We start from the raw sequence: 25244 nt of genomic DNA, 5'->3' as shown, positions 1-25244 counted from the left end.
CATAATTTTACTGCGTAAAATATGACATAAAAACCTTCCCTCAAATTTGTTATTAATGAAAGACTAGCACATTTTGTAAATCTTTGCAATATATGTGTGTGACAAGAATGTATAATTACACCTGGACTGAAAACTGGTAATTTCACCTCTTCCTATGTTCCAAATCGAAAACAAAAAGGAGCCAAGGATTCTCTTACTATACTCTCTAATATAACCTTTTGAACTGAGATTGAGTCATTGAAAAACAAAGCACGATTCCAAACCATCACTATAGCTTATCTTGCTACAATTACTTTATATCATGCAATTAGAACATAATTTACGTCTATTCTGTTTCCTCAACCTATACATTTTTAAGTAGTATATATGTTCCCACAAACAATAAAAAAGGGGTCACTGGCATCAAGATCTCTGCTTACATTTTACCACAGAAATTTCAAAGCCTATATCAAGCCTAATCAGTTCAAGTTATATTTACATAAAGTATTTCTTATTTCTAAAAAGCTTATATACTTCCGCCCGCTTGTGCTATAAAAAAAGATACCGCACCAGAAATATTAATTACGGATGTATTAATCTCTCTTTGTGCGGTTCTATTCTACTTAATAATTACATCATATTTGGTAATATCCATCGTTACTTCACCCTCAGTTACAAAAGAGATACCCTTCGCTTCCAAAGAAGTATAAATCAAGGAGGTCATAGCCTGTTCCCCGTCGTTTGCAAATACCTCTACCGAGTATTTATCCATTAAGATACGTAACCTAATCCTCCCGCCCTGATCTTTTACTTTCATGGTACGTGTATGTATAATATCCCTGTTAAGACCGGAGTAAGTACGGTCAAACGTAAGGCTGTTTTCTTTTGGATTATAAATTATTTCAGAGAAAAACTGACTGTCTGATGCCAGTCTGACAGTGAATTTCCGGTAGCCGCCCTCTTTTACATCTACCGTGAAATCCAGTTCTCTTCCACGTATATCTTCAAATTCTTTTTTCCCATTTATCGTTACGGCATCATATTTCACTTCATTCTGATAATACTGTTCCAGCTCCCGTACCGGATTCTGATACAGTCTGTTATGAATAACCTTTAGTTCCCTTGGAATCGTCATGAGCCCAGACCATTTAAAATGAGACGGAGTAATATGATTATCCCAGCTTTGCATCCAGGCAATCATAATCCTTCTTCCATTTGCAGTTTCCATTGTCTGGGGTGCATAAAAATCCAGGCCGTAATCAATTGCCGCTGCCTGCTTTCTGATTAATGTATTGTTTTCCTTGTCAAATTCTCCAATTAGGTACAGCGTATTATTGCCATTGTGAAATTCTAATCCAACAGCGGACATCTCCTGCGGCGAGGTAATCATCACATGCCTGCCATCCACCTCGAAAAAATCAGGGCATTCCCACATCTTTCCATAGCTGTTTTGACTACGGTCCACAATACTTACGAATTTCCACTTCTTTGCATCTTTAGAGGTGAATAAAGCGATCTGACCACTGGAATCACTGCTTCTGCTGCCGACTACCGCATAAAAAGTTTCTCCCTCTTTCCATATCTTAGGGTCCCTGAAATCTTCCCTGCTGCTTCCTTTTGGAAGTAAATCACTGGTTATGACCGGATTGCATTCCAGCTTTTCATAATTAACACCATCTCCAACCGCAATACACTGAACCTGTCTGACTCCGCCGCCTTCTTCCGGTGCTGCCGCCGATACACCGGTATACATCAGGATATGTGTTCCCTCCTGTTCAACTGCACTGCCGGAAAAACATCCCTGTCCGTCATAAACAGTATCCGGCGCCAAAGCACAGGGCAGCTGCTCCCATTTAATAAAATCCTTTGATTTACTGTGTCCCCAATGCATTGGTCCCCAAACGGTACGATAAGGATGATATTGGTAAAATAAATGATATTCTCCCTTATACAGGGAAAAACCATTGGGATCATTAATCCAGCCAACGGGAGCACTCACATGAAAGGAGGGCTTTTGTCCTTCCGGTATTTCTTTCTTAACCTCACTCTCATACTTCCTGGCTTTTTCTAAAGCTTCACTCATTTATACTTCCCCCTTCAATTTTTTGTAGTTTTTCTAACAACGGGATGCTATGGAGATGCGAAATTTTATTACAGACTATACGAAGAACTTTTTTGATTATTACATACTGCAGAAAGCTGTAAGTGTGGAAAGTCTGACATACGATGGCGTAGACTTGATAAAGAAGACCAGCAACAAGTGACATAACCGAGAGGTTGCTAATAAACGCATGTCAAAGATTCGTATCATATGTATAGCACTATATGAAAATTATTCCATGTTATCCTTTTTGCAAACATTAAACAAAGAATCATGCGAATAGTGGCACTAGGAAAAACACTAGTGCCACTTTGTTAAAATAAATTATACTTTTTTCCTTAAAACTAATTCATATCCCATACTATTTACTATTTTACAAATGGTTTTCAAAGCAGGGCTATGTTCCCTTTTTTCTAATCTAGAAATTTCTTGTTGAGTACTATTTGATATAATTGCAAGTTCTTTCTGAGTTAAATTCATCTCTTTTCTTATTTGTGTGACATCATGCAACAATATATATTCATTCCTACTATTTTCCCAAGCTTTTTTAAACTCGGTATCCTTAGCTGCTTTCTTTAATATTTTTTCTTTTATATCTATTTGTTTAAATGGCATAATACACACTCCTTTCAAAAGAACTTAGATATATTATACATCATTTTTGTTGTATTGGCAATACATCATTTTTGCTGTATTCTAATTAGTTAAATATTGTAACAAGGGTTCTGCCTTTCTCGGTCAATTAACATTCCACTCTAGGAAAGCGAGTCTTGAAAGTGCCAGTGCTGCTATGGAAAATCTGGTACTTACCTCTATTGATTTATATACAAATAGAAAATTTCTCCGTAATCATATTACTGAGCCTGCTAAGTACAGTAATATTAGCAAATCAAGCATTCCTAAGTTTTAAAGGATATTAATACTCAAAACATCTGCACCTGCATATGGCTCATGCCTTTTACTGCCCGCTTTAGAGATGTCACCATCTCCATTTTAAATGTCTATTTATCAATCAACCCAAGTTCAATCATGCTTTTCGCAGTTGCCATAATTGCTTCTTCTGCTGATCTTGGCTGCCAGCCAAGCAATTTTTTGGCTTTTGCATTGCTGCAGGCGGTGTTCTGACCTAAGAACGTCGCCGGCATACGCAAATCTTTGTTAAATACTGCCAGGAATTTCACGAGAATATCAGGCATCACTTTCGTGGAGACTTTTTTCGCTGCACTACCTAAGTTTCTCTGCAAAATTTTCGCTTCCTCTTTATAGGTCAGGTTTTCGCCTGACGTAGCAAGGAACCGCTCTCCTGCGGCTTCTGGACGTGTCATTGCGAGCAAATGTAAGTCTGCGACATCTCTCGCATCAACGCAGTCAAAGGCGGCTTTCAAGAGGAAACGCATTTTGCCGTCTAACATCCCTTTAATAATTTGGTTGGAATGGGAATAGTCCTGGCCGAGTACCGGCCCCATGACCGCCACCGGATTGACCGCTGAAAGCTCCATATTTTCTTTCTTGGCAAACTCCCAAGCTGCATGTTCTGCCATTGTTTTGGAACGCTGGTACGCATCAATATTACTCGTTAAATCCGTCCAGTCTTCCTCTGTAAAAACCTCAGGATGAGATTTGTGTCCTGCAATTACCGACCCGGAAGCTGAGGTTAAGACTACACGTTTCACTCCCGACGCTTTCGCTGCCTTCATCACACGCAAGGTGCCCTCCACCGCCATTTTAACCATCTCATCGCCATCCTCCGGACGCGTAGCTGGTGTCGGTGATGCTACATGAATAACGTAAGAAGCTCCGGCTGCCGCCTCCATCCAGTTCTTATCACTTGTCAAATCTGTCTGGATGAACTCCAGATTGGTAAACTCAGTTACACCACCCCGTGCCAGCATTGATTTGACTTCGTCCTGCCGTGATATGGTACGAAGGGTCGCCCGAACCCGGTATCCCCCCTTTAAAAGTTTTAAGATTATGTGTACGGCGATAAAACCGCTTCCGCCTGTTACTAAGACCAATTCTTTTTCCATGATAATATCCTCCTTCAACTAATGTTTCACTTGTAACGTCTGTGGCTTTAGTATATACTATCATCAGATTGAAATCAACTCAGATACGATCATCTGTGACAGGGAAGGAGGTATTGTAATGGCAGCTACAAAGCATGCACAGGAAATTAAATATGATACCAAAGATTTTATCACAACAGCCCTGCTGCAAATGTTGGCTAAAGAAAAGCTGCAGGCGCTGACCGTTTCTCAGGTCTGCAAACGGGCAGGCGTAAGCCGTATGGCTTTTTACCGCAATTTTGACGGACTTGAACAGATTTTATATGAGTATTACCAGCCAAAAATTGCGGATGTCTTTGACACGATTCGTCTAAATTCACAAGATTCTGCCAAATTTAACAGCCAGTTTAATTTTTTCAATATGTTTGGTGATGCTTTGCTCTCGTCTGCGGACCGTGGATTTGAGCCAATTATTCAACAGATTTTCATAGAAGAAATTAAGAAATTTTATGCCCCTGACTGCGAGGGTTACCGGACAACTTTCATGTCTGCCGGTGTTTACGCGATTTGGCGAAAATGGTTACAGGAAGGGCAGCAAAAGCCTCTTAAAGAGATAATGAAATTTTTGAAGCAATTTGATATGATAAGGGATTGTTGAAAGTGAGCATGAATGGTAAGATGAATGGACTTCACTAACTAGTGAATATCTTTCGGTATCATCTGACTCAATCATATGGAAAGAACCATAAGCATTTCCTCTCATGTTTTTATGCATTCCTTGTGTAGTTAAAAAAATATCCTGCCACCAAGATACCTATTTTCTCTTAGTGGACAGGATATTTTCTTAAAGTGTATTATCTATTGTGGTGATTGTTTGTCTGTCATGATTCCATCCTCTGCTAATCACATTCAACTCCGCAAAACCTTCTCCATTGGCTTGCCTTTTGCCAATTCATCCACCAGTTTATCAAGCCACCTGATTTTCTGCATGAGCGGTTCTTTGATTTCCTCGACGCGATGCCCACAGATCACACCTGAAATTTTGACGGCATTTGGGTTTATCCCCGGGGCTTCCTTAAAGAAGGTTTCGTAATCTACATTCTTTACGATCTGCACTTGCAAGCCAGAATCGTCATACCCTGTCAGCCAACAAATCACAGTATCAACCTCTGCTTTGGTCCGACCTTTACGCTCCGCCTTTTGAACAAGCAGCGGGTAGACAGTTGAAAATGCCATCTTGTATACACGTTCGTTTGTCATAAAGTATCATTTCCTTTCGCTTTCTTCTTTAACTTCCAGTTAATCCCTCATGCTTTCGATTCGCCTTAGTTTCTCCGTGTCCCGAGCCGGAGAGGAACCAAAGAAGCGGGAGTACTCTCGATTAAACTGTGAGGGACTCTGATAACCAACCTGATATGCGGCACCGGCTACTGTAAAGCCTTCAAATGCAATGAGGTTTCTAGCCTCCATAAGCCTTAACTGCTTCTGAAATTGAATGGGGCTTAAACCCGTTGCCCGTTTAAACTGACGGTGAAACGTATTTACAGCCATACCAGTTTTTGCTGCCAGCTCACCGATGTCTATTGACTTCGCATAGTTATCACGAAGCCATATTATAGTCTGTGAAATCTTTGAGACATTACTTTCCCGCAGACCAAGCTGCCTTAAATACCACCCTTGCGGTCCCATCAGAACGCGATAAAGGATTTCCCGTTCATAAGCCGGTGCAAGAGCGGGAATATCTCTGGGTGTTTTCGTTAACCGCAATAAGCGCAGCCATGCTTCCATAAATTCCATGTCTATATCACAAGCATCGAACTGTTCAAAAGGAGCCGGTATCAGATCTTCCGGAAGATCTCTTAATAAACTCTGAAGAACATTCTGCTTCAGCTCAAGACCGAGGGACATGTAAGGACGTCCATCGCGGTCTGAATGTACACTTCCTGCTGCGGGAACATGTACGGGTAATACATAATAGGATGGTCCTTTCAGGGTAATGTTTCGCTCTCCAATGGAAAGAATCTTTGTTCCCTGAACCGTAAAACCAATCGTCGGCTTGTATAGCGCTGTTAGTTGATGTGTGGGAATGTCTCCCTTAATCATACTTAGCCCCGGTACTTCCGTTTCAAGTGGCCGGGTGCCTGCTCTTTCCATTAAATTGATAATTTCATTTAAAATTTTATTCATACACATATTCTATCACATCACCTCCTGTTTATCAACACAGTTCTATAAGCTTCCGGCATTTTTAGGCTCTTTTTATATTGCTACATTTGATATTTATGGTGATTAAAAATCATCATTGGTGTTTTTAGGCAATGAAAAGGCATCATTGGACCTAGCTTATTTCAGTAGAAACGGCTAAAATAAAATCCAGATCAAACAATAAAAAGGAGGATCTTATGAAAATTGCAATTATAACAGGTGGAAGTAACGGCATTGGAAAAGCGAGCGCACTTGAGCTTGGAAAACGTGGAATCAGCGTCATTCTCACCTACAATTCCTATAAGGACCGTGCAGAAGCTGTTGTTAAGGAAATAGAGAAGAATACAGGAGTTCGGGCTGTCGCACTGAAGTTGGATCTGACACAACTGTCAACCTTTAAAGGTTTCGCTCTGGAAGTGAAAAAGAACCTGAAAGAAATTTGGAACAGAACTACCTTTGATTACTTAGTTAATAATGGGGGTGTCGGTGGACCAATGATGTTCACTGAGATGAGCGAAGAGTACTTTGACAAGATTCTGAATACGAACTTCAAAGGACCCGTTTTTTTAACACAACATCTGGTCAGATTCATGGAAGATGCCGGAGCAGTTGTAAATACCACGAGTTCCTCAAAGAATCAATCCTTTCCGGGGTACTCTGCCTATGGCTCTTTAAAAGCAGCGTTTTCAACCTGGACCCGCTATATTGCCAAAGAACTTGCACCGCGTAAAATTCGGGTCAACGCAGTTTCTCCCGGTCCTACCCACAGCAATTTTGGTGATGGAGCCTTCGATAAGCATCCAGAATTCATACAGCCCCTGGCAGAGCAATCTGTATTTGGCAGAATCGGACAACCCGAAGATATTGCAAAAGTCATTGTAAACCTATTGTCCAATGATTTCGGCTGGGTTACAGCTCAGGATATAGAAGTGTCTGGGGGACATTTGCTTTAAGAATGAAAGGAATTTTGGGGGTTGCATTTTTTTATGAGCATCCCCCATGTTTCTTATATAGCACCGCTCTCCCATTAAGATAAAACATATCCATGTGGGAATTCCTCTATTACCTGCCAAATCCCGAAGTAAAATAGCCCACAGGAGTAATAATAGGTATAAGTAAGCTCATCCTTATCAACGGCAACAATTCAGATTGCGTTTCCATCTAGGTAAATAAATAACTTGTCATCGATAAGGAACCCAACACACAGCTATCGTTATAGACCGATATCTTATCCTCTTCATCGGACGCACCCAATATATATAAGATTGGGTAAAAATGCTCCGGTGTTGGTACTGCTAATTTTGCTGTTTTTTCTAAATGTAGATAATTTATTACCGTTTCATGATTTCTATTGATTATACTTTCTTTGATATAATCGTCAAACTGATATGCCCATTCAAAACCTTTATCCTCTATTCCCCAATCAATCAGTCCCAGATTGTGAACAATATTTCCTGAACCAAACAAAAGAACACCTTGATTTCTTAAGGATTTTAACTCCTTACCGATCTGATAATGGACCTCTGGCGGTGCTGCGGCATCTATGCTAATCTGAAAGACTGGGATATTCCTTTCCGGGTACATATGGACCAGAACTGACCAGGTACCGTGATCAATGCCCCAGGAATTATCAAATGCACTTTGTTTACTGATTAAGTTTTTTACCTTTCCTGCAAGTTCCCGATTACCTTGAGCTGAATAAAGAATCTCATATAACTCATTCGGAAATCCGTACATATCATGAATCGTCTTTGGATTTTCCTCATTCATAATCTTTGTACCTTTTGTATACCAGTGAGCTGAAATTGATATGATTGATTCCGGTTTTGGTATTTGCTCCGCAATTTCCTTCCAGCCTCTTGTATAACGGTTATCTTCTATTGCGTTCATAGGGGAACCGTGACCTACAAACAGCATCGGCATTTTAGACATATTGCCAACTCCTTTCTTTTATCTGGACATGAGGTATAAATACTTAAGATATAGTTTCATTTTACACCAGACTATAGGTAAGATGCAATAATCATGTTTTTGAGTGACAAACAATACGTGACGTCTACAACCTGTACACCGGCAGGAACTATGAACTGTGAATTATCACTAGTTGAGAATACATCCGGATGTTAAGTCGTTAATCATTCCAGCTAATTATTTAGCGATGTACCACCATTATGGGAGATCTCTTTCCACTAATTATAACCAAACGTATCCAACTTCAGTGAATCTGGCGCCTCCGACTTTCGTTAATACATTGTTTCCGGTATTTTATTTATCAAAATAAAGATGCCCCCAAATGATGGTTGATTTCATCATTTTGGACATCTTTTTATCTTTGATACTATTACTAATATAGTAATGTTAACTTGCAGCAGAACAGAGATAACTAAAATAGGATTACCCTAGTTTATCTTTTTTACATTCAGCATTCGGATTGCATTGAGAATTGCCAGGATTGCCACACCTACATCTGCGAAGATCGCCGCCCACATAGTTGCCATGCCTAAAGCACCCATCAATAGAACCACAGCTTTTACTGCAAGAGCAAAGGTTATGTTCTGTTTTACGATACGAAGGGTTTTCTTGGAAAGCTTAATGGCAGTTGCCAGTTTGGAGGGTTCATCCGTCATGATAACGATATCTGCGGCTTCAATGGCTGCATCGGAGCCAAGACCTCCCATGGCGATACCAATATCGGCTCTGGCTAAAACCGGGGCATCGTTAATGCCGTCACCTACAAAGGCTAGTTTTCCCTTTGCTGATTTCGTTTTAAACAATTCCTCCACCTGCTGTACCTTATCTCCTGGAAGCAGTTCTGTATATACCTTATCAAGTCCAAGCTGTACAGCAATCTTTTCACCGATTTTCTTAGCGTCACCTGTGAGCATTACTGTCTCACGAATATGAGCTGCTTTTAATTCCCTGATTGCAAGGGCTGCATCTTCCTTAACTTCATCGGCAATCACAATATAACCTCGATAGGAACCATCAATCGCCACATGTACAACGGTACCAATAATATCCTCAGATTCTTGATAGGAAACATTTAATTTCTTCATCAGCTTGACATTACCTGCCGATACAGTTTTACCATCTACGATTGCCGTCACACCATGACCTGGGATTTCCTCTACATTAGAGATACGGGTGCTGTCTATTTCCTTCCCATAGGCCTTTTTAAGGGAAATCGAAATGGGGTGATTGGAATAACTCTCCGCATAAGCGGTCAGCTCTAACAGTTCTTCTTTTTCAATATTCTGAGGAACAACTTCTTGTACCTTAAATATTCCCTTGGTCAGGGTACCGGTTTTATCAAATACAACTACTTCTGTTTGGGCAAGTGCCTCCAGATAGTTGCTGCCTTTTACTAGGATACCGCGCCTTGATGCTCCGCCGATGCCACCAAAAAAGCTTAGTGGTATGGAAATGACCAGGGCACAGGGACAGGAAATTACAAGGAAGATAAGCCCACGGTAAATCCAGTCACTAAAGGTTGCCCCCGGTATTACAAGGGGTGGAATGACTGCCATCAGTGCTGCAACAATTACAACTACCGGTGTATAGTAACGGGCAAACTTGGTGATGAAATTTTCCGAGTTTGATTTTTTGGTACCGGCGTTTTCTACCAGGTCTAAAATCTTGCTTACGGTGGATTCTCCAAATTCCTTAATTACACGGGCAGTAAGCAGACCATTTATATTAATGCAGCCGCTTAAAAGACTGTCTCCCTCAGTAACTTCTCTGGGAAGGGATTCTCCGGTTAGTGCGGAAGTATCTACCGTAGAACTGCCTTCTATAACAATCGCGTCCAAAGGCACTTTTTCACCGGCCTTTATGACTATGATTTCATCAATCTGCACTTCATCCGGATCAACCTTTTCCAGGTTATCCCCCCGCTTTACATTGGCATAATCGGGTCGGATGTCCATAAGACTGGCAATGGATTTTCGGGATTTATCCACTGCATAGCTCTGAAATAGTTCACCTACCTGATAGAACAGCATAACCGCAACACCTTCTGCAAAATCGCCAACAAAGAAAGCACCTACTGTTGCAACACTCATCAGGAAGTTTTCATCAAATACCTGCCCGCGAAAAATGTTTCGTACCGCACGCCAAAGCACGTCTCCGCCGATAATCCCATAAGCGGCAAGGAATATGACAAGAGAAATCATCCTATTATCTGTTTTGTAGAAAATACCTACTGCATAAATGGCGGCTCCAATCAGGGTTTTCAGTAGTCTTTTCTGATTCGATGTCAGTTTCATAATTAAGCCTTCTTTACGATAACATCAGGTTCCAGTTTTTTCACAATAGCCTTCGCTTTTTCTACAATACCTTCAAAGGCTTCATCGTCACCCTCAATTACCATTTTGGTAGTCATAAAGTTTACAGTAGCGGCTGTTACACCCTCCAAAGCTTTCACTGATGTTTCAATTTTTGCTGCACAGTTTGCACAATCCAGACCCTCTAGTTTAAATGTTTTTTTCATGATAAAATCCTCCTGCTTCCTTATTTTATATTTAAATTCATTTTAATGACAGTTGTTTGTTCGTTCAACTGATAATCCTATTATAGTTGAGCAGACGCTCAACTGTCAAGTGTTTTTTATGAAAATTTTATAAACTACTTTACTTATCAGCATAATAACGGCTATACTTTACTTATGAGATGGAGTTGGAAGCGTGAAAGAAATATATTATAAGAAAGGTTGCCACACTGTGCATCTTTCACACATTCTTATTTGTGGCAGTATCCCAGGCCAGCCTGGGATATGCAATGGGTGTAAAGCGTGAAAGAAATTTACTATAAGAAAGGTTGCCACACTGAGCATCTTTCACACATTCTTATTTGTGGCAGTATCCCAGGCCAGCCTGGGATATGCAATGGGTGTAAAGCGTGAAAGAAATTTATTATAAGAAAGGTTGCCACACTGAGCATCTTTCACACATTCTTATTTGTGGCAGTATCCCAGGCCAGCCTGGGATATGCAATGGGTGTAAATCATGAAAAAAGAGGAATTATTCTGTGATTGTGACGTAATCCACTCAGAGGTAGTGGAGGCAGTAAAAAATAATATGCCCGAAGATAATGAGCTCTATGATCTCTCGGATTTTTTTAAGGTTTTAGGAGACAGTACAAGATCAAAAATCATCTGGGCTTTGGACGAGCATGAATTATGCGTCTGCGATCTGGCTGTACTGCTTGGCATGACTAAATCAGCAATCTCACATCAGCTGCGTGCATTGCGTGAAGCTAATCTTGTGGTAAACCGCAGGGATGGCAAAAATGTATTTTATTCCCTGGCTGATGATCACATAAAACAAATTTTTGAAAAAGGGCTTGAGCATATAAGAGAAAAGAAGCTGGAAGACTAGCCATATTAAAAAAACTAATTTTGTTCTCGTAGCAATATCAGTAAGTTCTAGTATTAGCATTTATGGACTATTAGATACCTAAATTATGTTTTAATATTCTAAATGGAAGGAGGAAATCAAATTTAAGATTTCCTCCTTCCATTTATTATTTCTAAAATCAAACCAAACTCTGAATAATTGGAGTAATTGTATACATGGACCCAGACTGCTCCTGAAGGATTTTTAATGAATCCCATGCACCGGAATCACCCTCTATTCTAAGCACTACTTTGTGATTCCGGTTTTGGGAAAATGTTCAGGAGTTTCATATAAGGCTATTCGGTTATAGGGGGTGCGGCATCAGAACCGCTTTGGGATATAGTCTCATAATCATCCTGTACAGCAAGGGAGGAAGAACTTAGGTACTGCTTCAACCAGGTAAGTGCAGGTCTTTCGGTACCATTACTGCGCAGCAGATAAGAATTGGCAATCCAGGTATGACCCTGTGCATATCCCCAGAAAGTAACACCTTTTACGGATGCATGCTGATAGAGTACCGGGAAAAGCTCCTGCATCTTATTTTTCTGGGTAGTATCATCGGCAATATTAAGATCCAGTTCAGAAATATAAATCGGCAGCCCTGTAGCTCCAAGCCTGTCCAGTTTTGCCTTGACATTAGCGACATTGACGGTTTCAAGACCATGGGCTTGACAGCCGATACCATCAATAAGTCCTCTGGATTTTAATATATTAATAACTTTAAGGTAAGTATCGATGCTGCTGTAATTGTCGGTTAAAATGTTATAGTCATTAATTAAAAGCTTTGAATTTGGGAAATACTGACGGGCTTTTTCAAATGACCATACAACCCAATCCCAACCAGTTCCATACAGGCCGTTGTCACCACCTATATCATTTTTCCAGCTGGGAGGATTATGTCCCGGCATAGCTTCGTTTACAACATCGACAAATTCTGCATTGGGAAAATTCTGGCCGGCAGCTTTTATCCAATTTTCAACTGCCGTTTTTCTGTTGGCGGAGGAGAGATTGTTTACCCAGCTCGGGTATTGTGCTCCCCACACTAAGGTATGGAACTTAAATGGAATCTTGTTGGATTTGCAGTAATTATACATTGACTTGGCAGTACCAAAATTGTAGGAGCCCTGCTGTGGTTCACAGGATGCCCACTTAGTGGCATTTTCAGGAGTCAGCTGGTTCCAGTAGTCAGCAAAGCGGGTAGGCGGATTCCCGTCATACCAGATATTGCCAACCCATTTTTGCTTGCCTGTAGCCATAGCCGCCTTGACTGTTGGTCCAAAGCTGCTGCTTACAAAACATAAAACCAAAAGCGCGATTACCAGAAGATGAAAGCTTCTAAATTTGTGATTATTTCTCATATTAAACATTTAATACCCTCCATTCTTATTTTTAATATAATAACTTTTTGTACCGCGTAAATAAACTCTTCCATCCCCCCCTTATAGAATAATATTTCGCGTAAATTAGCACTAATCCTGTTATCATTCTGTCGAACCAGTTGAGTTGTTACCATTGGGTCTTTTAAGAACAGGCGGCTTGTAATGCCGTACTTCAATCACTTCACATAATAACTATCAGGTACAATTTAGACAATCACAAGGAAACCTACTGCACCGATCAGTTTCTTTATAATTACATAATAAACTTTGCCATACTTCATTACTATAGACATATTTTTACTTCGTTCTCTTTTATTTACCCATTTGTAAGAACGTGTCTTCTTACCTTAACAGCTTTACTCATGTTTGCTTGATAATACTTCAATATGATATTCTTGTGGTGAACGACCGGTAGCTTTCCTAAAAAATCTAGTGAAAGAGGCTGCTGTTTCGTAACCGACCATTTTAGCAACTTCGTAGATTTTAACATTTTCATTTTCCAATAGTTCCTTCGCTCTTTTTATACGGACACTGTCTATGAAATCAGAAATGTTAACCCCCAGAACCTGTTTGTAAAGTCTGGATAGGTAGGATGGATTTAAGTAAACCTGCTCTGCAAGTCTTACCAGAGAAAGATCTTCATCCATATGCTCCTCAATGAATTGTTGTAAATAGCTGATTGCTTTATCCGCTCTCTTTTTTTGCTCTTCGCTCTGGAGCGAGAAAATCAGATCGGATAGTTGATATAGGTAAGCCACCGCCTCTTCCCAGGATTCAAATTTATCGATTCGCATCAGTCTGTTCTGATCGAGGTGGAAGGCGATTTTTTCGGTAAGCTTGCAGCGGTTGATATAAGACAAAAGAGTTAAAGAAATCCTATAATAGGCTTCTATTGCTGCATTGCTGTTTTTACTCTTCATTACTTTTAAAGGTAAGACCCATTCTGTTAAGGTTTCAAAAAACTTGTCCTTTTGTCCTGACTCAAGATATAATTCAATGGTTTCCAGTCTCTGCTGCCTAATCAGCAGCTCCAGTACTTTGATATCGGCTTCCAGTTCAGGTACCTCCGAACTGGTATTGATAATATCGCTTTTCAGTTCATTATCTACTAATAGCATTTCTATATTTGAGCCGATTCGGTAATTCAGTAATTGATTCAGGGAATAATATTTTTTTGATAGGTGCTCCCACCTGCAGGGTTCACCACTTAATACAAAGCTGATGGAGGTATCTAGAGACTCCCGGCAAACAGACTGAATCACCTCAAGGGTTCCTTTTAGGAATGAAATTGTTTTTTTATAATCAGCAATCAATTCTGTTTGAAGCTGGCTTACTTTAAGTAAATCCTTTGGTTGCAGGAACAAAACAAATCTATAACTTTCGTCCATTACACAGACACTTGTAATCCTGGTGTTCAGATACTGGTCAATCATTAGCCTTATGGAGTACAGGTATTGCATTTTGCTGCTATAGGATAAATCAGTCGGAAAATTGTCAACATGACCCAACAGCAATAATACCGGCTTGTCCGGATTCATTGTAATTTCTAGTTGTTCAAATTGGGACCTCGTTATATTTTCCGGCGGATCTTCGTGGAGCAAATGTAAAAAGAAGTCCTTCTGAAATAACTCCAGCGCCATATTCATCTGTTCGTTAGCCATATGGATCAATTTCTCTATGTTTATCCCATTCTGTATGTCTTTAATGGCATTTTCAACAGCTTTTATCAGCTTCTCGTGTTTTTCTGTTTTTCCGATATAACTTATGCCATTGTGCTGATTTGCTTTATATATATATTTGAATTCATTATAACGGGTAAGAAATATAACCCTGCATTGAGGCCAATTTCTATATATTACATCCCGTAATTGCAAACCATCAATCTCAGGTATTCGTATACCTGTAAGCACGATATCAATTCTAGTTCTGTTCAGCCATTTTATTGCTTCTTCCCCGGAATATGCCTTATAGACATCTAAATCCATATTTTTGTTTATAAATACTTCATATAACCCGTTTACAATAAATTCTTCTTCATCCACAATCAGTAATCTGTACATATTTATACCCCCTCGGTATTTTAATATTTAATGTTACTATTGCTCCCCAAAATTAATATAGATACCTATAAAACACAACAAACCATCAACCAGTTTACAAGCCGATGACAGATGATCATTTTAGTCACCTCCAATTCTTACTTATTGCACATAAGTGTACTTTTCAAAGTTAACACACCAGCATCGTCATGACAGATATATTAACCAATACTAGTATATTTGTTCAAATTCAGCTTTTACGAGCTGATAAAAAAGGATATCTATCGCTTATCCTTTTCAGAAGTAAGTCGGCTCCATATGTTATGAATGAATTTAGAATGAGCCTTTGTATTTTTGATTTTTGTATTCTCTAAGATGCCTTGGTAACAGAATGAGATTTTCATCCCCTATTCTGGTCATGTTTTTTTTGCTGATAAACTAAAATTAAGAAAAAGGGGATTAATTAATGATTGTAGCTGCTTTATTCAGCCCGCTGCATAAGAATCTTCTGATGGTATACCTAATTTTGTGTCTCTTAGTTTCTAGTCACTTTGGATGTCAGTAATATTATACTGCCTTATACATAATTTTACAATATATTTTAGATAAGTATCGATTGAGCGTGATTGTTAAATTCATTAAAATTTTTGCTGCTTCTGTATTATATATCGCATAAAAAACCTCTTGACAGTTGAATATATGTTCAATTATAATACAGTTGAGTGGTTGTTCAACTGTATTATAGTCGCTCAACCGTATGCATTTGCTCAACTGTATTGCAGTTGCTCAACAGTATATCTTTCGTTCTACTGCATTGCATTCGCTCAACTGCATTGTATTCGCTCAACTGCATTGTATTCGCTTAACTGCATTGCAGTTTAGTAACAAATTAACAATTTTTTGCAGGAACGGTAATTGAACTGTTAACCCTTCAGAGAGAATATACCATAATTGATATAATTATTGGCGGACTTGATTCCGAAATGAATATTTAAGTTACAGAAAGTATTAGAACTTACAGATTGTATTAGCACAAGGAGGATATGTATGAGCATATTATGTAATTTAGGTTTTTGGGTTTTTATATTGTTTTATGGAAGTTATTTGAGCAAACAGCTGTTGCTGAAACAACAGGGGATAGCAAGTGACCGGCTGGGACGAGGCAATAAACCGAAGCAGACTCTTATCATTGAAAAACTCCTTAAGGCTGCCACCTTTTCGATGGCGGGAGTACAGATCTTTAGTTTATACAATGGCGAAGGAATTAATCTGTTTAGCTGGTCTAACCGGATGCAATATACCTGGTTATTCATTTCCTTTATAGGCGTTGCTGTTTTCATTACCGCCATGATAACTATGAAAAACAGCTGGCGTGCAGGTGTGGATGCGTCGCAACACACAAAACTTGTGAGAAATGGAATATACCGTATCAGCCGTAATCCGGCTTTTTTAGGCTTTGATTTGTTCTACCTTGGATTTGCCCTGGCATACTCCAATCCGCTTCAGATTGTTTTAGCGGTGTTTTGCATTACTATGCTGCATCTTCAGATATCAGAAGAGGAAAAGTTTCTGCCCGAGGTATTTGGGAAGGATTATCTGGATTATAAAAAGTCGGTTGGACGCTATTTTTTATTTTTTTAAATATCTAAATCATTCTTTTTTGCCCTTGCATATCCGAAGATATTTGGACATCAAGGGCAAAAAAATGTTTTTGAATATCATAATAGGATTGCTTTCATACGTAGTATTTCTTATTCAATGACGGAAGAACTATTATTCAGTTTGTTCAAGCCGGTATTGGCTGTTCCATCCTACCTGCTGCTGCCATAGAACCAGTTCCAGCTATGACAATCAGACGGAAATTATCCGATATAGAATTTGGCTTAATGATTGGTGTTATCTGCAAAAATAAGAAATTGGAAAAAGCTTCGGAAAGTCTTTATAATGAATTGCTTCATGTGTTGAAAATTATGACCAAGCAACAAAAAAATCAACAAAGAAATCAATAAAAAACCAAAGAGGTTGTTGCAAAATCCAAACTGCAAATTACCAGGAAGAGAATGCGGATTCTTTTTTGCAACAATCCCCTGCTTAATTTATGATTTACTTATCCTTACTATATGACTTTAACTTCAATATGTTTTAATAAAACTGTGGCAAATCCTAATAAGATACCAAGTTAATTATTCATCCCCATAAAATTGAAACCACTTAAAATCAAAACTACTGCCTGGTAAAAACAGAAAGCTTACCTTCTGTTTTCCAGTAACTTTATTTACCTCGAATTCATATTCTTGATAATCAGCCGAATATGGAATCTCAAAACTTTGTCTTTCTTCCGATTCATCACCTTCGAAATTAATGTTTATGGTGTTATTATCCGTTCTTGATTTTCCGCAGATAACCACTTTTTTTATACCGCAGTCTCCAAAATCCATATCCTTAAAATCAATGGCCACATTATTTCCTATCTTTTCTATTGCTTCCTTTGTAACAGTAAAACAATCGCCATATATGTTACTGTATTCCCTGGCTGATAGTCTGGCAAAGGCCTTTTCATAATAAGTAAAAGTAAAGCCCTGGATATCTAATTTGTCCTTTATCCCGATACAAAAGGTAGTAATTCCTCTTAATCGTTTGGGAAGTTTATAAGTCTCGGTTTGATACGTATTCCAAATAAAATCCTTATCATATACCGTATCCAAAAGCAGCCTGGAACCTTCCTCTCCCGGAATCCCCTCCCAGAACTCAATCTGGGTCGAATTATGGCTTAAATGATAGATTGGCAGTGTTATTTCATCTGATCCATAATCACCAAAATCTACATTCCTAAAGCCTAAATAGTTCAAAGTATCATCGGTTGCTACTCCCCCTAACAGCCCGCTATGGAATTCTCTGTTGCCATAGTTGTAAAGACCGGCTGAGACAAACTGGTATGGATTTATTAAAACCTCACCCAAACCGGTTATTTGAAATTCCAGTTCCGAAATAACCTTCGGACTTTTACTTCCGTTTTTAGCAGTAGCGAGAAGGCGGAACTCACCGTCTCCGAGTGCTGTAATAACTGCCTCCCTGCCTTTTGTCTCTACCCTGGCTATATTGGAAATAATGCCGTTTACCGTCATGACTTTCCATTCAATCTCGTCATAGGTAGCATTTTCCGGAAGTATCCTGGCAGATACAATTGTTTCTGGGTTTTCTTTGGTTAAATGGTTTACCCCTTGGTTTACCAGTTCAATTTTACGGATCGGTATTTCTTTCACCTCTGCTGACGGCGTATTCTCAGTTACGGCGGAAACTCCGGGTATCTTTTTGCAGGGCAGGACTTCTAAGTGCAGGACTTCTGTTTCCATTCCCGGTGAGGAAACCTGGCAGGTAATACTGCCTGCCTCCTGCTTTGACGCTATCATGGCAAGAAGTTTTCCGGAGAATAACCTTCTATTGGTCCCTTTATAAGAATCATAGTCCGTGCTGTCACCATTGTCCAGACCTACAAGTCTTCCGGCACCGCTTACCCTTACTTCCACCCGGTTATTAGCATTCCTGACAGGAGTTCCATCCTTATCGGTCATGGAGATTTCTACAAAGACCATATCCAGACCATCCGCCTTTAGTGCAGCTTTATCCGGTTTTAAAACAATATTTGCCGCATCCTCAAAGGAGCTTTGGATATCTGTTGCTATAACCCTGTCATTTTCATCATAGGCTACCGCTTTGATAATGCCCGGCTCATAGGGAATCTGCCATTCTCCGCTAAGTTGTTTTCCGTTTTGATGATCAATACAAAACACGCCTAAAGAAGTATCCTGAAAGAACAGTTCTATTTTTGGTGCATTAGAATAGACTCTGATATCGATTAACTGCCCTTTATTAAAGTCCCAAAAGGGAAGAAGGTGTATCATAGGATTTACTTTGTAATCAGTCCATTCAGCCTGATAAATATGGAAGGCATCTTTTCGAAAACCGGCGGTATCGATCTGCCCGAAATAAGAATTCTTCGTAAAGTAAGGCGTTGGCTCACCTATGTAGTCAAAGCCGGTCCAGATAAACTGTCCAAGACAAAATTTTGCATCCCGGTCATCTATTATATTTTTTTGTGAATTTTTTGCGCCCCAATTGGTTGAACAATTTCCCAAAGAAGAGCATTGCTCGTCTTCATGGGTGACAAGTATATTACTGGCCGGGAAATGATAGATGCCCCTGCTTTGTATGGTAGATGCCGTTTCACTGCCATAGATAATCCAATGAGGATATTTTTTATGATGTTCTTCATATAAGGCTTCCCCGTAATTATAGCCTGCGATGGGAAGTTCTTCGGTACATTTTTGTGCATTCTCCCATTTCATATAATTAGAGCCTATCGTTACCTGGCCGTTTTTCTTAGGGTCGTGCTTAAGAACCAGATCCCGAAGCATTTTGGTTATTTCTAATCCTCTTTCACTGGCATGAGTATCATAAATCTCATTACCAATACTCCACATAATAATGCTTGGATGGTTTCTATCCCGTCTAATCCAACTTGCTACATCCCTTTGGCACCAGGTAAGGAAAAACCTGGCGTAATCATATTCTGTCTTCGGTCGTTCCCACATATCGAAAGCCTCTGAGACAATTAAAAACCCTAATTCATCCGCTAAATCCATTAATTCCACCGCAGGCATGTTATGGGAAGTCCGGATTGCATTAACCCCCATTTCCCTGAGTATCATAAATTTTCTCCGAAGGGCAGCTTTGTTAACAGCCGCTCCCAAAGCTCCCAAGTCATGGTGTTCGCATACACCGTGAAGCTTAATCCGGTTTTCATTCAGGTAAAAGCCATCGTTATTGTCAAACCGCAGGGTACGGAATCCAAAGTTCTGGCTCACTGAATCTGCCTTGCATACTGAATCTTTCTGGTTTACTGAATCTTTCTGGCTTACCGAATCTTTCTGGTTTAGCGAATCTTTCTGGCTTACTGAATCTTTCTGGCTTACCGAACCTTTCTGGCTTACTGAATCCACTTGGCTTTCCTCAATGAAAATCTCTGTCTTTAATTCATACAAATTGGGTTCATGGAGATTCCAAAGGAGGGGATTGTTTAATGTTAAAACCTGTGTATACCTTGTAACTTCTTTATTTAATTCAATATCCTCCTGAAAGACAGCTGCCGTGTTCCCTGCTTTATCAAAAACTGTATTCTTAAGGATACCCTTCTTATAAAGTCCAGACTCATCGATTAATTCTGATTCAACCTCAAGCTTCCAGCCCTCTGCTTCCTTACTGGTAGTTATATAGATACCATCTGAAATGAAATGGACCGGTTCTGTGACCTTCAGCCAGACACTTCTGTAGATACCGGCGCCGGAATACCAGCGGGTATTTAGATTCTGGTAAACCACCCGAACTTTAATCTCGTTTTCCCCTGGTACTAAATAATCCGTAATATCAAATTCAAAAGAGGAATAACCATATTTCCATTCCCCCACCATACGGCTTCCCACATATACGGTAGAATCCATATAGACTCCTTCAAAATAAAGAAAATAATGCTTATTATCAAGGTCCTCTACCTTCAAATTCTTTTTATACCAGCCTTCACCAGTCTCGTACAAATCCTTAGTATTATAAATCAGCCAGTCATGAGGTATATCAACCACCTGCCACTGGATGTCTTCCTCATTTATTCGTTTAAGAGAGGTTCCTACATCCTGTTTTGTAAATTTCCACTCATCATTCCATAAATATTTCATTTTTACACCCATTGCATATCGCAAGTTTACTTGCGATACTGCCACAAATATAACTGGTTGAAAGAATCATAATGTGGCATCCTTTCTACTCTTTTATTTTCTTTCAACCTTTAATTCCTCCCTCTTATTTCATACTGCCGTTAAATGAATCAGATATCCCTTAAAGTCTCCAGATAGTTTCGTTAGATTCAAACCAGCGAACATTAGCGTATCCCCGCCATAAATCCTGTCTTCCCCTTCAATTTTATAATTCTTATTAGGGTTAAGACCTTTTAGATAAATCCTTCTGCTATGGCAATTGGGCCTGTTTAACACCTGAATATAGGTTACCAGTGCTTCTTCTTTCTCTTTTGATACTACCTGATAACAGTCGTAAAAATGATTTTCCCTATATGAGGCAATCCGGTAATAATCACCGGTGCGGATTAACTCATTGTACTTCTTATATAAGGCGATCTGCTCCGGTATCAGTTTCCGGTCTTCTTCCGGTATTTTGGTTACATCCAATTCGTATCCAAAGGTACCGGCAAGTGCAGCATACCCCCTTGTTTCAAAAGGTGTTACTCTTCCCACACTATGATTCGGACAATCGGATACATGAGCACCAATGGAAGAAAAGGGGTATAGGAGTGCTGTCCCTTCCTGTATTAAGAGCCGTTCAATGGCATCCGTATTATCGGAACACCAAATCTGGGGACTATAATACAGCATTCCCGGATCAAATCTGGCTCCGCCGCCGGAACAATTTTCAAGTAATAAATCAGGGAATTCTTTTAAAAGGCGTTCCTGTAATTCATAAACCGCAAGGACATAGCGATGGCTTAATTCACCTTGTCTGTCTTTTGGAAGCCCCAGGCTGCCTAAATCCGCCAGCTGTCTGTTCATATCCCATTTTACATATTCAATATTGGCACTTCTAAGGATACCTGCCACGCTTTCATAAGTGTGTTCCAATATCTCTTTTCTTGTTAAATCCAGAACATATTGGTTTCTGCATAATCCCCTGGTACGTCCCGGTATTCCGATTGCCCAGTCAGGGTGCTGACGGAATAAATCAGAATCCGGCGATATCATTTCAGGCTCAAACCAGATACCGAATTTCATTCCTAATTTATTTACTTCCTCCACTAAATTCTTTAAACCTTTGTTTATTTTTTCCTCATTTACCTTCCAATCACCCAATGCCCGGTTATCATCATATCTGTTCCCAAACCAGCCATCATCCATTACAAGCATTTCAATTCCAAGCTTTGAGGCTTCTTTGGCTATGGCTATCAGTTTATCTGAATTAAAGTTAAAGTATGTCGCTTCCCAATTATTAATTAGAACCGGCCTCTGCTTATCTTTATATTGTCCTCTGATCAGATGGTTTCGGTATAAATCATGATAGGTGCGGGTCATTCCGCCAATCCCTTCTAAGGAATGGACTAATACAACCTCCGGTGCTTGAAAGGTTTCTCCCGGTGCTAATTTCCAGCAAAAATGCTCGGGATGAATTCCCATGACTGCCCGGACGCAATCAAATTGATCCAGCGAAACATTCCCGATAAAGTTACCGGAATAGACAAAATGCATTCCATAAACCTCTCCTGTCTCCTGGGTTGCACCTCCTTCCTTTAGAGCAAGAAACGGATGGTATTGGTGGCTGGATTCCCCTCTGGTAGACCCAATTCCCTGAAACCCGTGACATACTTTGCTCTCCTGAATATGCCTCTCCCTTGCCCAGGAACCATGGAGGGTAATAAGCTCAAATTCTCTATTATCCATGTCAATACAGGCGGATAACACTTTGGTTAAATATAGTTCCTTTTGTGAAGTATTTTTAATCAGGACACTTCTTATGATAGCGTCTATTTCTTCAAAGACAGAATAGAAAAGCGTAACAGCCAGCCCAAGATTGGGATCTGTCAGCCTTAATTCCAAGGTCGCACATTGGTCTTTGTCTGCAAAAACCGCAGGTAATCCCATCAGCTTCGGTTTTCCGCCGTATATTTGATAGGACTCATAACATAATTCTAAGGCCTCATATCCCTCCTGATCCCTGATTTCTATTGCACTCTCTCTAAAATCACCAACCCCACCGGTTGGGTATTCAAAGGGAAACGTATCTAAAAAGGGAAGCTTATCCCGTTCGTTCGTAGAAGGGGTAAATGGCGGTTCTTTTATTCTTAACAGGTCCGCCCCATCTATCCCCCTTAATTTTTTCCCATAATAAACGTGCCCTGCATATTTTTGATCTGCAATTTTTATTAAATAACTACTGTTTTTTGAATCCAGTTTAAAAAGACAAACGTCTTCATAATATTTAATCGTCATTTTATACCTCACATTTTAGTTGATTACTTTATTGATATGTCTTTTCTTTCTAATATTTCAAGGGGCTGCTGCAAATCCTTGAATAAATTACCTGTAAGAGAATAAGGATTATATATTGCATCTATTTTGTGGAAAGTATGGGCGTATGGCTGCAAGAAAGAGAAAACAGCCGTTTATTCGCACATACTTGGAACAAAATTTTTACAATAATATAATCCTTATTCTAAATCCAGGTTTATATCCTACAATGTAGCGACAGCCCCTTTTCTATTACTTGAACAACGATTTAAACACCGGCAGAACTTCTATTTTTTATTTTACAACTGCTGCTCTGGCCTGTTTTTGTGCTTCTGCATTTGCCTTGTCTACTGCTAACACCTTATCGTAACCAAGACCCAGGGCAGTATCCTGCATATCCTTAATGTACTGATTAAATTCTGTCTCATTTTTAGCAAATACTGCTTTCCAGGAGTATTCCTTAATGACTTCCTGTATCTGGTTTCTAATTGTGGTAATATCAGACGCTTCGGCCGGAGTGGAAAAACCGCTGCCAGGAGAAACTACGATCTGATTGTTTTTTGTAAAGTAATCAACTGCATTTTTAGCAGCCATATGTGTCTGCCAGTCCTTTTCAATATCAGAAAGGCTCTTTTGAGTGAAGGAATCCCATAAACTATAATCATAAGGGAAGCCTGTATCAGGATTCACTTCTCCGGCAGATATGGTTTTATAATTTAACTGTGACATACCATCCTTATATTTTCCGCCGCCTTGTTCCTGAGGCATATCTGTATTGGCTGGATCTGTCATGCACTGATAACCTAAATCCGTTAACTTCGGCTGATTATCTGCCATATCCCAAGTAACTCCTTCTGCTCCTGTTGTAATTAAGGTAATCGCTTCCGGAGAATAATACCAGTCAATAAAATCCATTAATCTTTCTTTATCCTTTGCTTCACTGCCAATCATCATACCTACACCCGGATTTCCTTTTGCATAACATCCCCAGGTATATAATTTGAAATCATTGATTGCTGCCGTATCAAAGAGCTTGCCTTCCCCTTTATGTTTATCTGAATTATAACCGGCAGACAGCCAAGGCCAAGGAGACCAAAGGATAGCACCATCCACATATTTATTATAGACGGTATCATAGCTCTGGGTTGTAGAGTCCGGATCAACAAGCCCCATCTGATTTGCCTGGTAAAAGAACTTAAGTCCTCTGATATATAAGGAATCACTATCCAAAGTACTCTGAGGTTCTGCGGAATCATCTGCTTTTTGCCATAAAAATCCCGTATTGCCATATCCATAATAGGAAGGTATCTGAGTTGCTATATTCATAAACGCTCCATCCCAGTCTTTAAAGAAGGAGAAAGCATATGCTTTCTTACCGGCGTCGCTTACTACATTCATATCCTGCATTTGCTTCATAACCGGGAGCAAATCTTCCATGGTTTTCATTTCGGGATAACCCATCTGCTTATATAAATCCCATCTTAAGTAAGTACCAAAATTCAAGGTAGTACCACCTAACGGTTGTGTAGCCGGATTCTCTGAAACTTCCGAGGGAATTCCCCAGGTACCTGGTGTTGTGCTGTTATTCTGATTGGAAAAATCGATAGCATCCTTATATTTCTCCAGATTTTTCTTACCATTCATCATATCTGTCATATCAACAATTAATTTCGCCTCAACTAAATCCTGGAGTTTTCCTCCCGACATAGGATAAATGATTAAATCACCAAGATTACCGGCGGCACTGCGTGTCTGATATAACGTTTCTCCGCCGCCAGCTACATTGGGAGAAATAATATTTAATTCCATATTAAATTTGTCTTTCACAATTTTTGCAAACCAACCTGTTTGAATTCCTTGATAATTTGCAAGTTGATCGAATACATCTACGGTTATGAAGTCCTTATATTTACTTCCATCACTGACAGCAGAACTCTCCTGGGTAGTAGCAGTATCGTTTTTTGTCTGACCGGTTTCCTCTTTATCTCCTTGTTTACTCCCTGAACAACCGGAAAGCAGAGATGCGACCATACCCAGACATAAAAGTACACTAATAATTTTTTTCCTCATTTTTTTCCT

At 39.6% G+C, this 25244-nt stretch carries 18 protein-coding genes; 5 read left to right on the top strand and 13 right to left on the bottom strand.

Going from position 1 to position 25244, the window contains the following annotated elements; translation table 11 throughout:
• Positions 1–598: 598 nt before the first annotated feature.
• Positions 599–2062, bottom strand: coding sequence for a glycoside hydrolase family 32 protein (locus QA584_RS07365; protein ID WP_278273868.1), 1464 nt, complete (start codon positions 2060–2062; stop codon positions 599–601).
• A 55-nt stretch (positions 2063–2117) separates the two neighbouring features.
• Between QA584_RS07365 and QA584_RS07360 the strand changes: the two genes are divergently transcribed.
• Positions 2118–2243 (top strand): hypothetical protein, encoded by a 126-nt coding sequence (locus tag QA584_RS07360; protein ID WP_278273867.1) that lies wholly within the window; start codon positions 2118–2120, stop codon positions 2241–2243.
• Positions 2244–2404: 161 nt separating this feature from the next.
• Here the strand turns inward: QA584_RS07360 and QA584_RS07355 are convergent, their stop codons facing one another.
• A complete protein-coding gene (locus QA584_RS07355) occupies positions 2405–2695 on the bottom strand; it encodes a helix-turn-helix domain-containing protein (RefSeq protein ID WP_278273866.1) in 291 nt (96 codons plus the stop codon).
• A gap of 386 nt (positions 2696–3081) precedes the next feature.
• Positions 3082–4107 (bottom strand): SDR family oxidoreductase, encoded by a 1026-nt coding sequence (locus QA584_RS07350; protein ID WP_278273865.1) that lies wholly within the window; start codon positions 4105–4107, stop codon positions 3082–3084.
• Between the two features lie 118 nt (positions 4108–4225).
• Here QA584_RS07350 and QA584_RS07345 point away from each other — a divergent pair, with 118 nt between their 5' ends.
• Positions 4226–4744 (top strand): TetR/AcrR family transcriptional regulator, encoded by a 519-nt coding sequence (locus QA584_RS07345; protein WP_278273864.1) that lies wholly within the window; start codon positions 4226–4228, stop codon positions 4742–4744.
• A gap of 251 nt (positions 4745–4995) precedes the next feature.
• Here the strand turns inward: QA584_RS07345 and QA584_RS07340 are convergent, their stop codons facing one another.
• The gene (locus QA584_RS07340; protein WP_278273863.1) at positions 4996–5346 is read right to left on the bottom strand and encodes a DUF2200 domain-containing protein; all 351 of its coding nucleotides are present in this window, start codon (positions 5344–5346) and stop codon (positions 4996–4998) included.
• 39 nt (positions 5347–5385) lie between these two features.
• The gene (locus tag QA584_RS07335) at positions 5386–6279 is read right to left on the bottom strand and encodes an AraC family transcriptional regulator (RefSeq protein WP_278273862.1); all 894 of its coding nucleotides are present in this window, start codon (positions 6277–6279) and stop codon (positions 5386–5388) included.
• Positions 6280–6488: 209 nt separating this feature from the next.
• On the opposite strand from QA584_RS07335, the gene QA584_RS07330 reads away from it, so the two are divergent.
• Positions 6489–7244: an SDR family NAD(P)-dependent oxidoreductase gene (locus tag QA584_RS07330; protein ID WP_278273861.1), complete on the top strand. Its 756-nt coding sequence runs from the start codon at positions 6489–6491 to the stop codon at positions 7242–7244.
• Between the two features lie 208 nt (positions 7245–7452).
• Here QA584_RS07330 and ygiD read toward each other — a convergent pair whose 3' ends face one another.
• From ygiD to QA584_RS07315, 3 genes are all read right to left on the bottom strand, one after another.
• Positions 7453–8223, bottom strand: coding sequence for a 4,5-DOPA dioxygenase extradiol (gene ygiD, locus QA584_RS07325; RefSeq protein ID WP_278273860.1), 771 nt, complete (start codon positions 8221–8223; stop codon positions 7453–7455).
• Between the two features lie 467 nt (positions 8224–8690).
• Complete coding sequence (locus QA584_RS07320) at positions 8691–10550, bottom strand: heavy metal translocating P-type ATPase (protein WP_334306025.1); 1860 nt, start codon at positions 10548–10550, stop codon at positions 8691–8693.
• Positions 10551–10558: 8 nt separating this feature from the next.
• A complete protein-coding gene (locus QA584_RS07315) occupies positions 10559–10780 on the bottom strand; it encodes a cation transporter (RefSeq protein ID WP_278273858.1) in 222 nt (73 codons plus the stop codon).
• A gap of 514 nt (positions 10781–11294) precedes the next feature.
• Between QA584_RS07315 and QA584_RS07310 the strand changes: the two genes are divergently transcribed.
• Complete coding sequence (locus QA584_RS07310) at positions 11295–11666, top strand: ArsR/SmtB family transcription factor (RefSeq protein WP_278273857.1); 372 nt, start codon at positions 11295–11297, stop codon at positions 11664–11666.
• 314 nt (positions 11667–11980) lie between these two features.
• Here the strand turns inward: QA584_RS07310 and QA584_RS07305 are convergent, their stop codons facing one another.
• Positions 11981–13051: an endo-1,4-beta-xylanase gene (locus tag QA584_RS07305; protein ID WP_278273856.1), complete on the bottom strand. Its 1071-nt coding sequence runs from the start codon at positions 13049–13051 to the stop codon at positions 11981–11983.
• 368 nt (positions 13052–13419) lie between these two features.
• Positions 13420–15123: a response regulator transcription factor gene (locus QA584_RS07300; RefSeq protein ID WP_278273855.1), complete on the bottom strand. Its 1704-nt coding sequence runs from the start codon at positions 15121–15123 to the stop codon at positions 13420–13422.
• Between the two features lie 1026 nt (positions 15124–16149).
• On the opposite strand from QA584_RS07300, the gene QA584_RS07295 reads away from it, so the two are divergent.
• Positions 16150–16743: a methyltransferase family protein gene (locus tag QA584_RS07295; RefSeq protein ID WP_278273854.1), complete on the top strand. Its 594-nt coding sequence runs from the start codon at positions 16150–16152 to the stop codon at positions 16741–16743.
• Positions 16744–17285: 542 nt separating this feature from the next.
• Here QA584_RS07295 and QA584_RS07290 read toward each other — a convergent pair.
• The 3 genes from QA584_RS07290 to QA584_RS07280 all read right to left on the bottom strand — a co-directional run bounded on the left by QA584_RS07290 (position 17286) and on the right by QA584_RS07280 (position 25235).
• On the bottom strand, positions 17286–20831 hold the full coding sequence (locus QA584_RS07290) for a glycoside hydrolase family 2 TIM barrel-domain containing protein (protein WP_278273853.1): 3546 nt from the start codon (positions 20829–20831) through the stop codon (positions 17286–17288).
• A gap of 129 nt (positions 20832–20960) precedes the next feature.
• Positions 20961–23147 (bottom strand): alpha-galactosidase, encoded by a 2187-nt coding sequence (locus QA584_RS07285; RefSeq protein ID WP_278273852.1) that lies wholly within the window; start codon positions 23145–23147, stop codon positions 20961–20963.
• 312 nt (positions 23148–23459) lie between these two features.
• Positions 23460–25235 (bottom strand): ABC transporter substrate-binding protein, encoded by a 1776-nt coding sequence (locus QA584_RS07280; RefSeq protein ID WP_278273851.1) that lies wholly within the window; start codon positions 25233–25235, stop codon positions 23460–23462.
• Between the last annotated feature and the right edge of the window lie 9 nt (positions 25236–25244).

The sequence above is a fragment of the Anaerocolumna sp. AGMB13025 genome, assembly GCF_029689925.1.
Lineage (GTDB): Bacteria > Bacillota > Clostridia > Lachnospirales > Lachnospiraceae > Anaerocolumna.
This window is presented reverse-complemented; position numbering and strand designations above follow the sequence as displayed.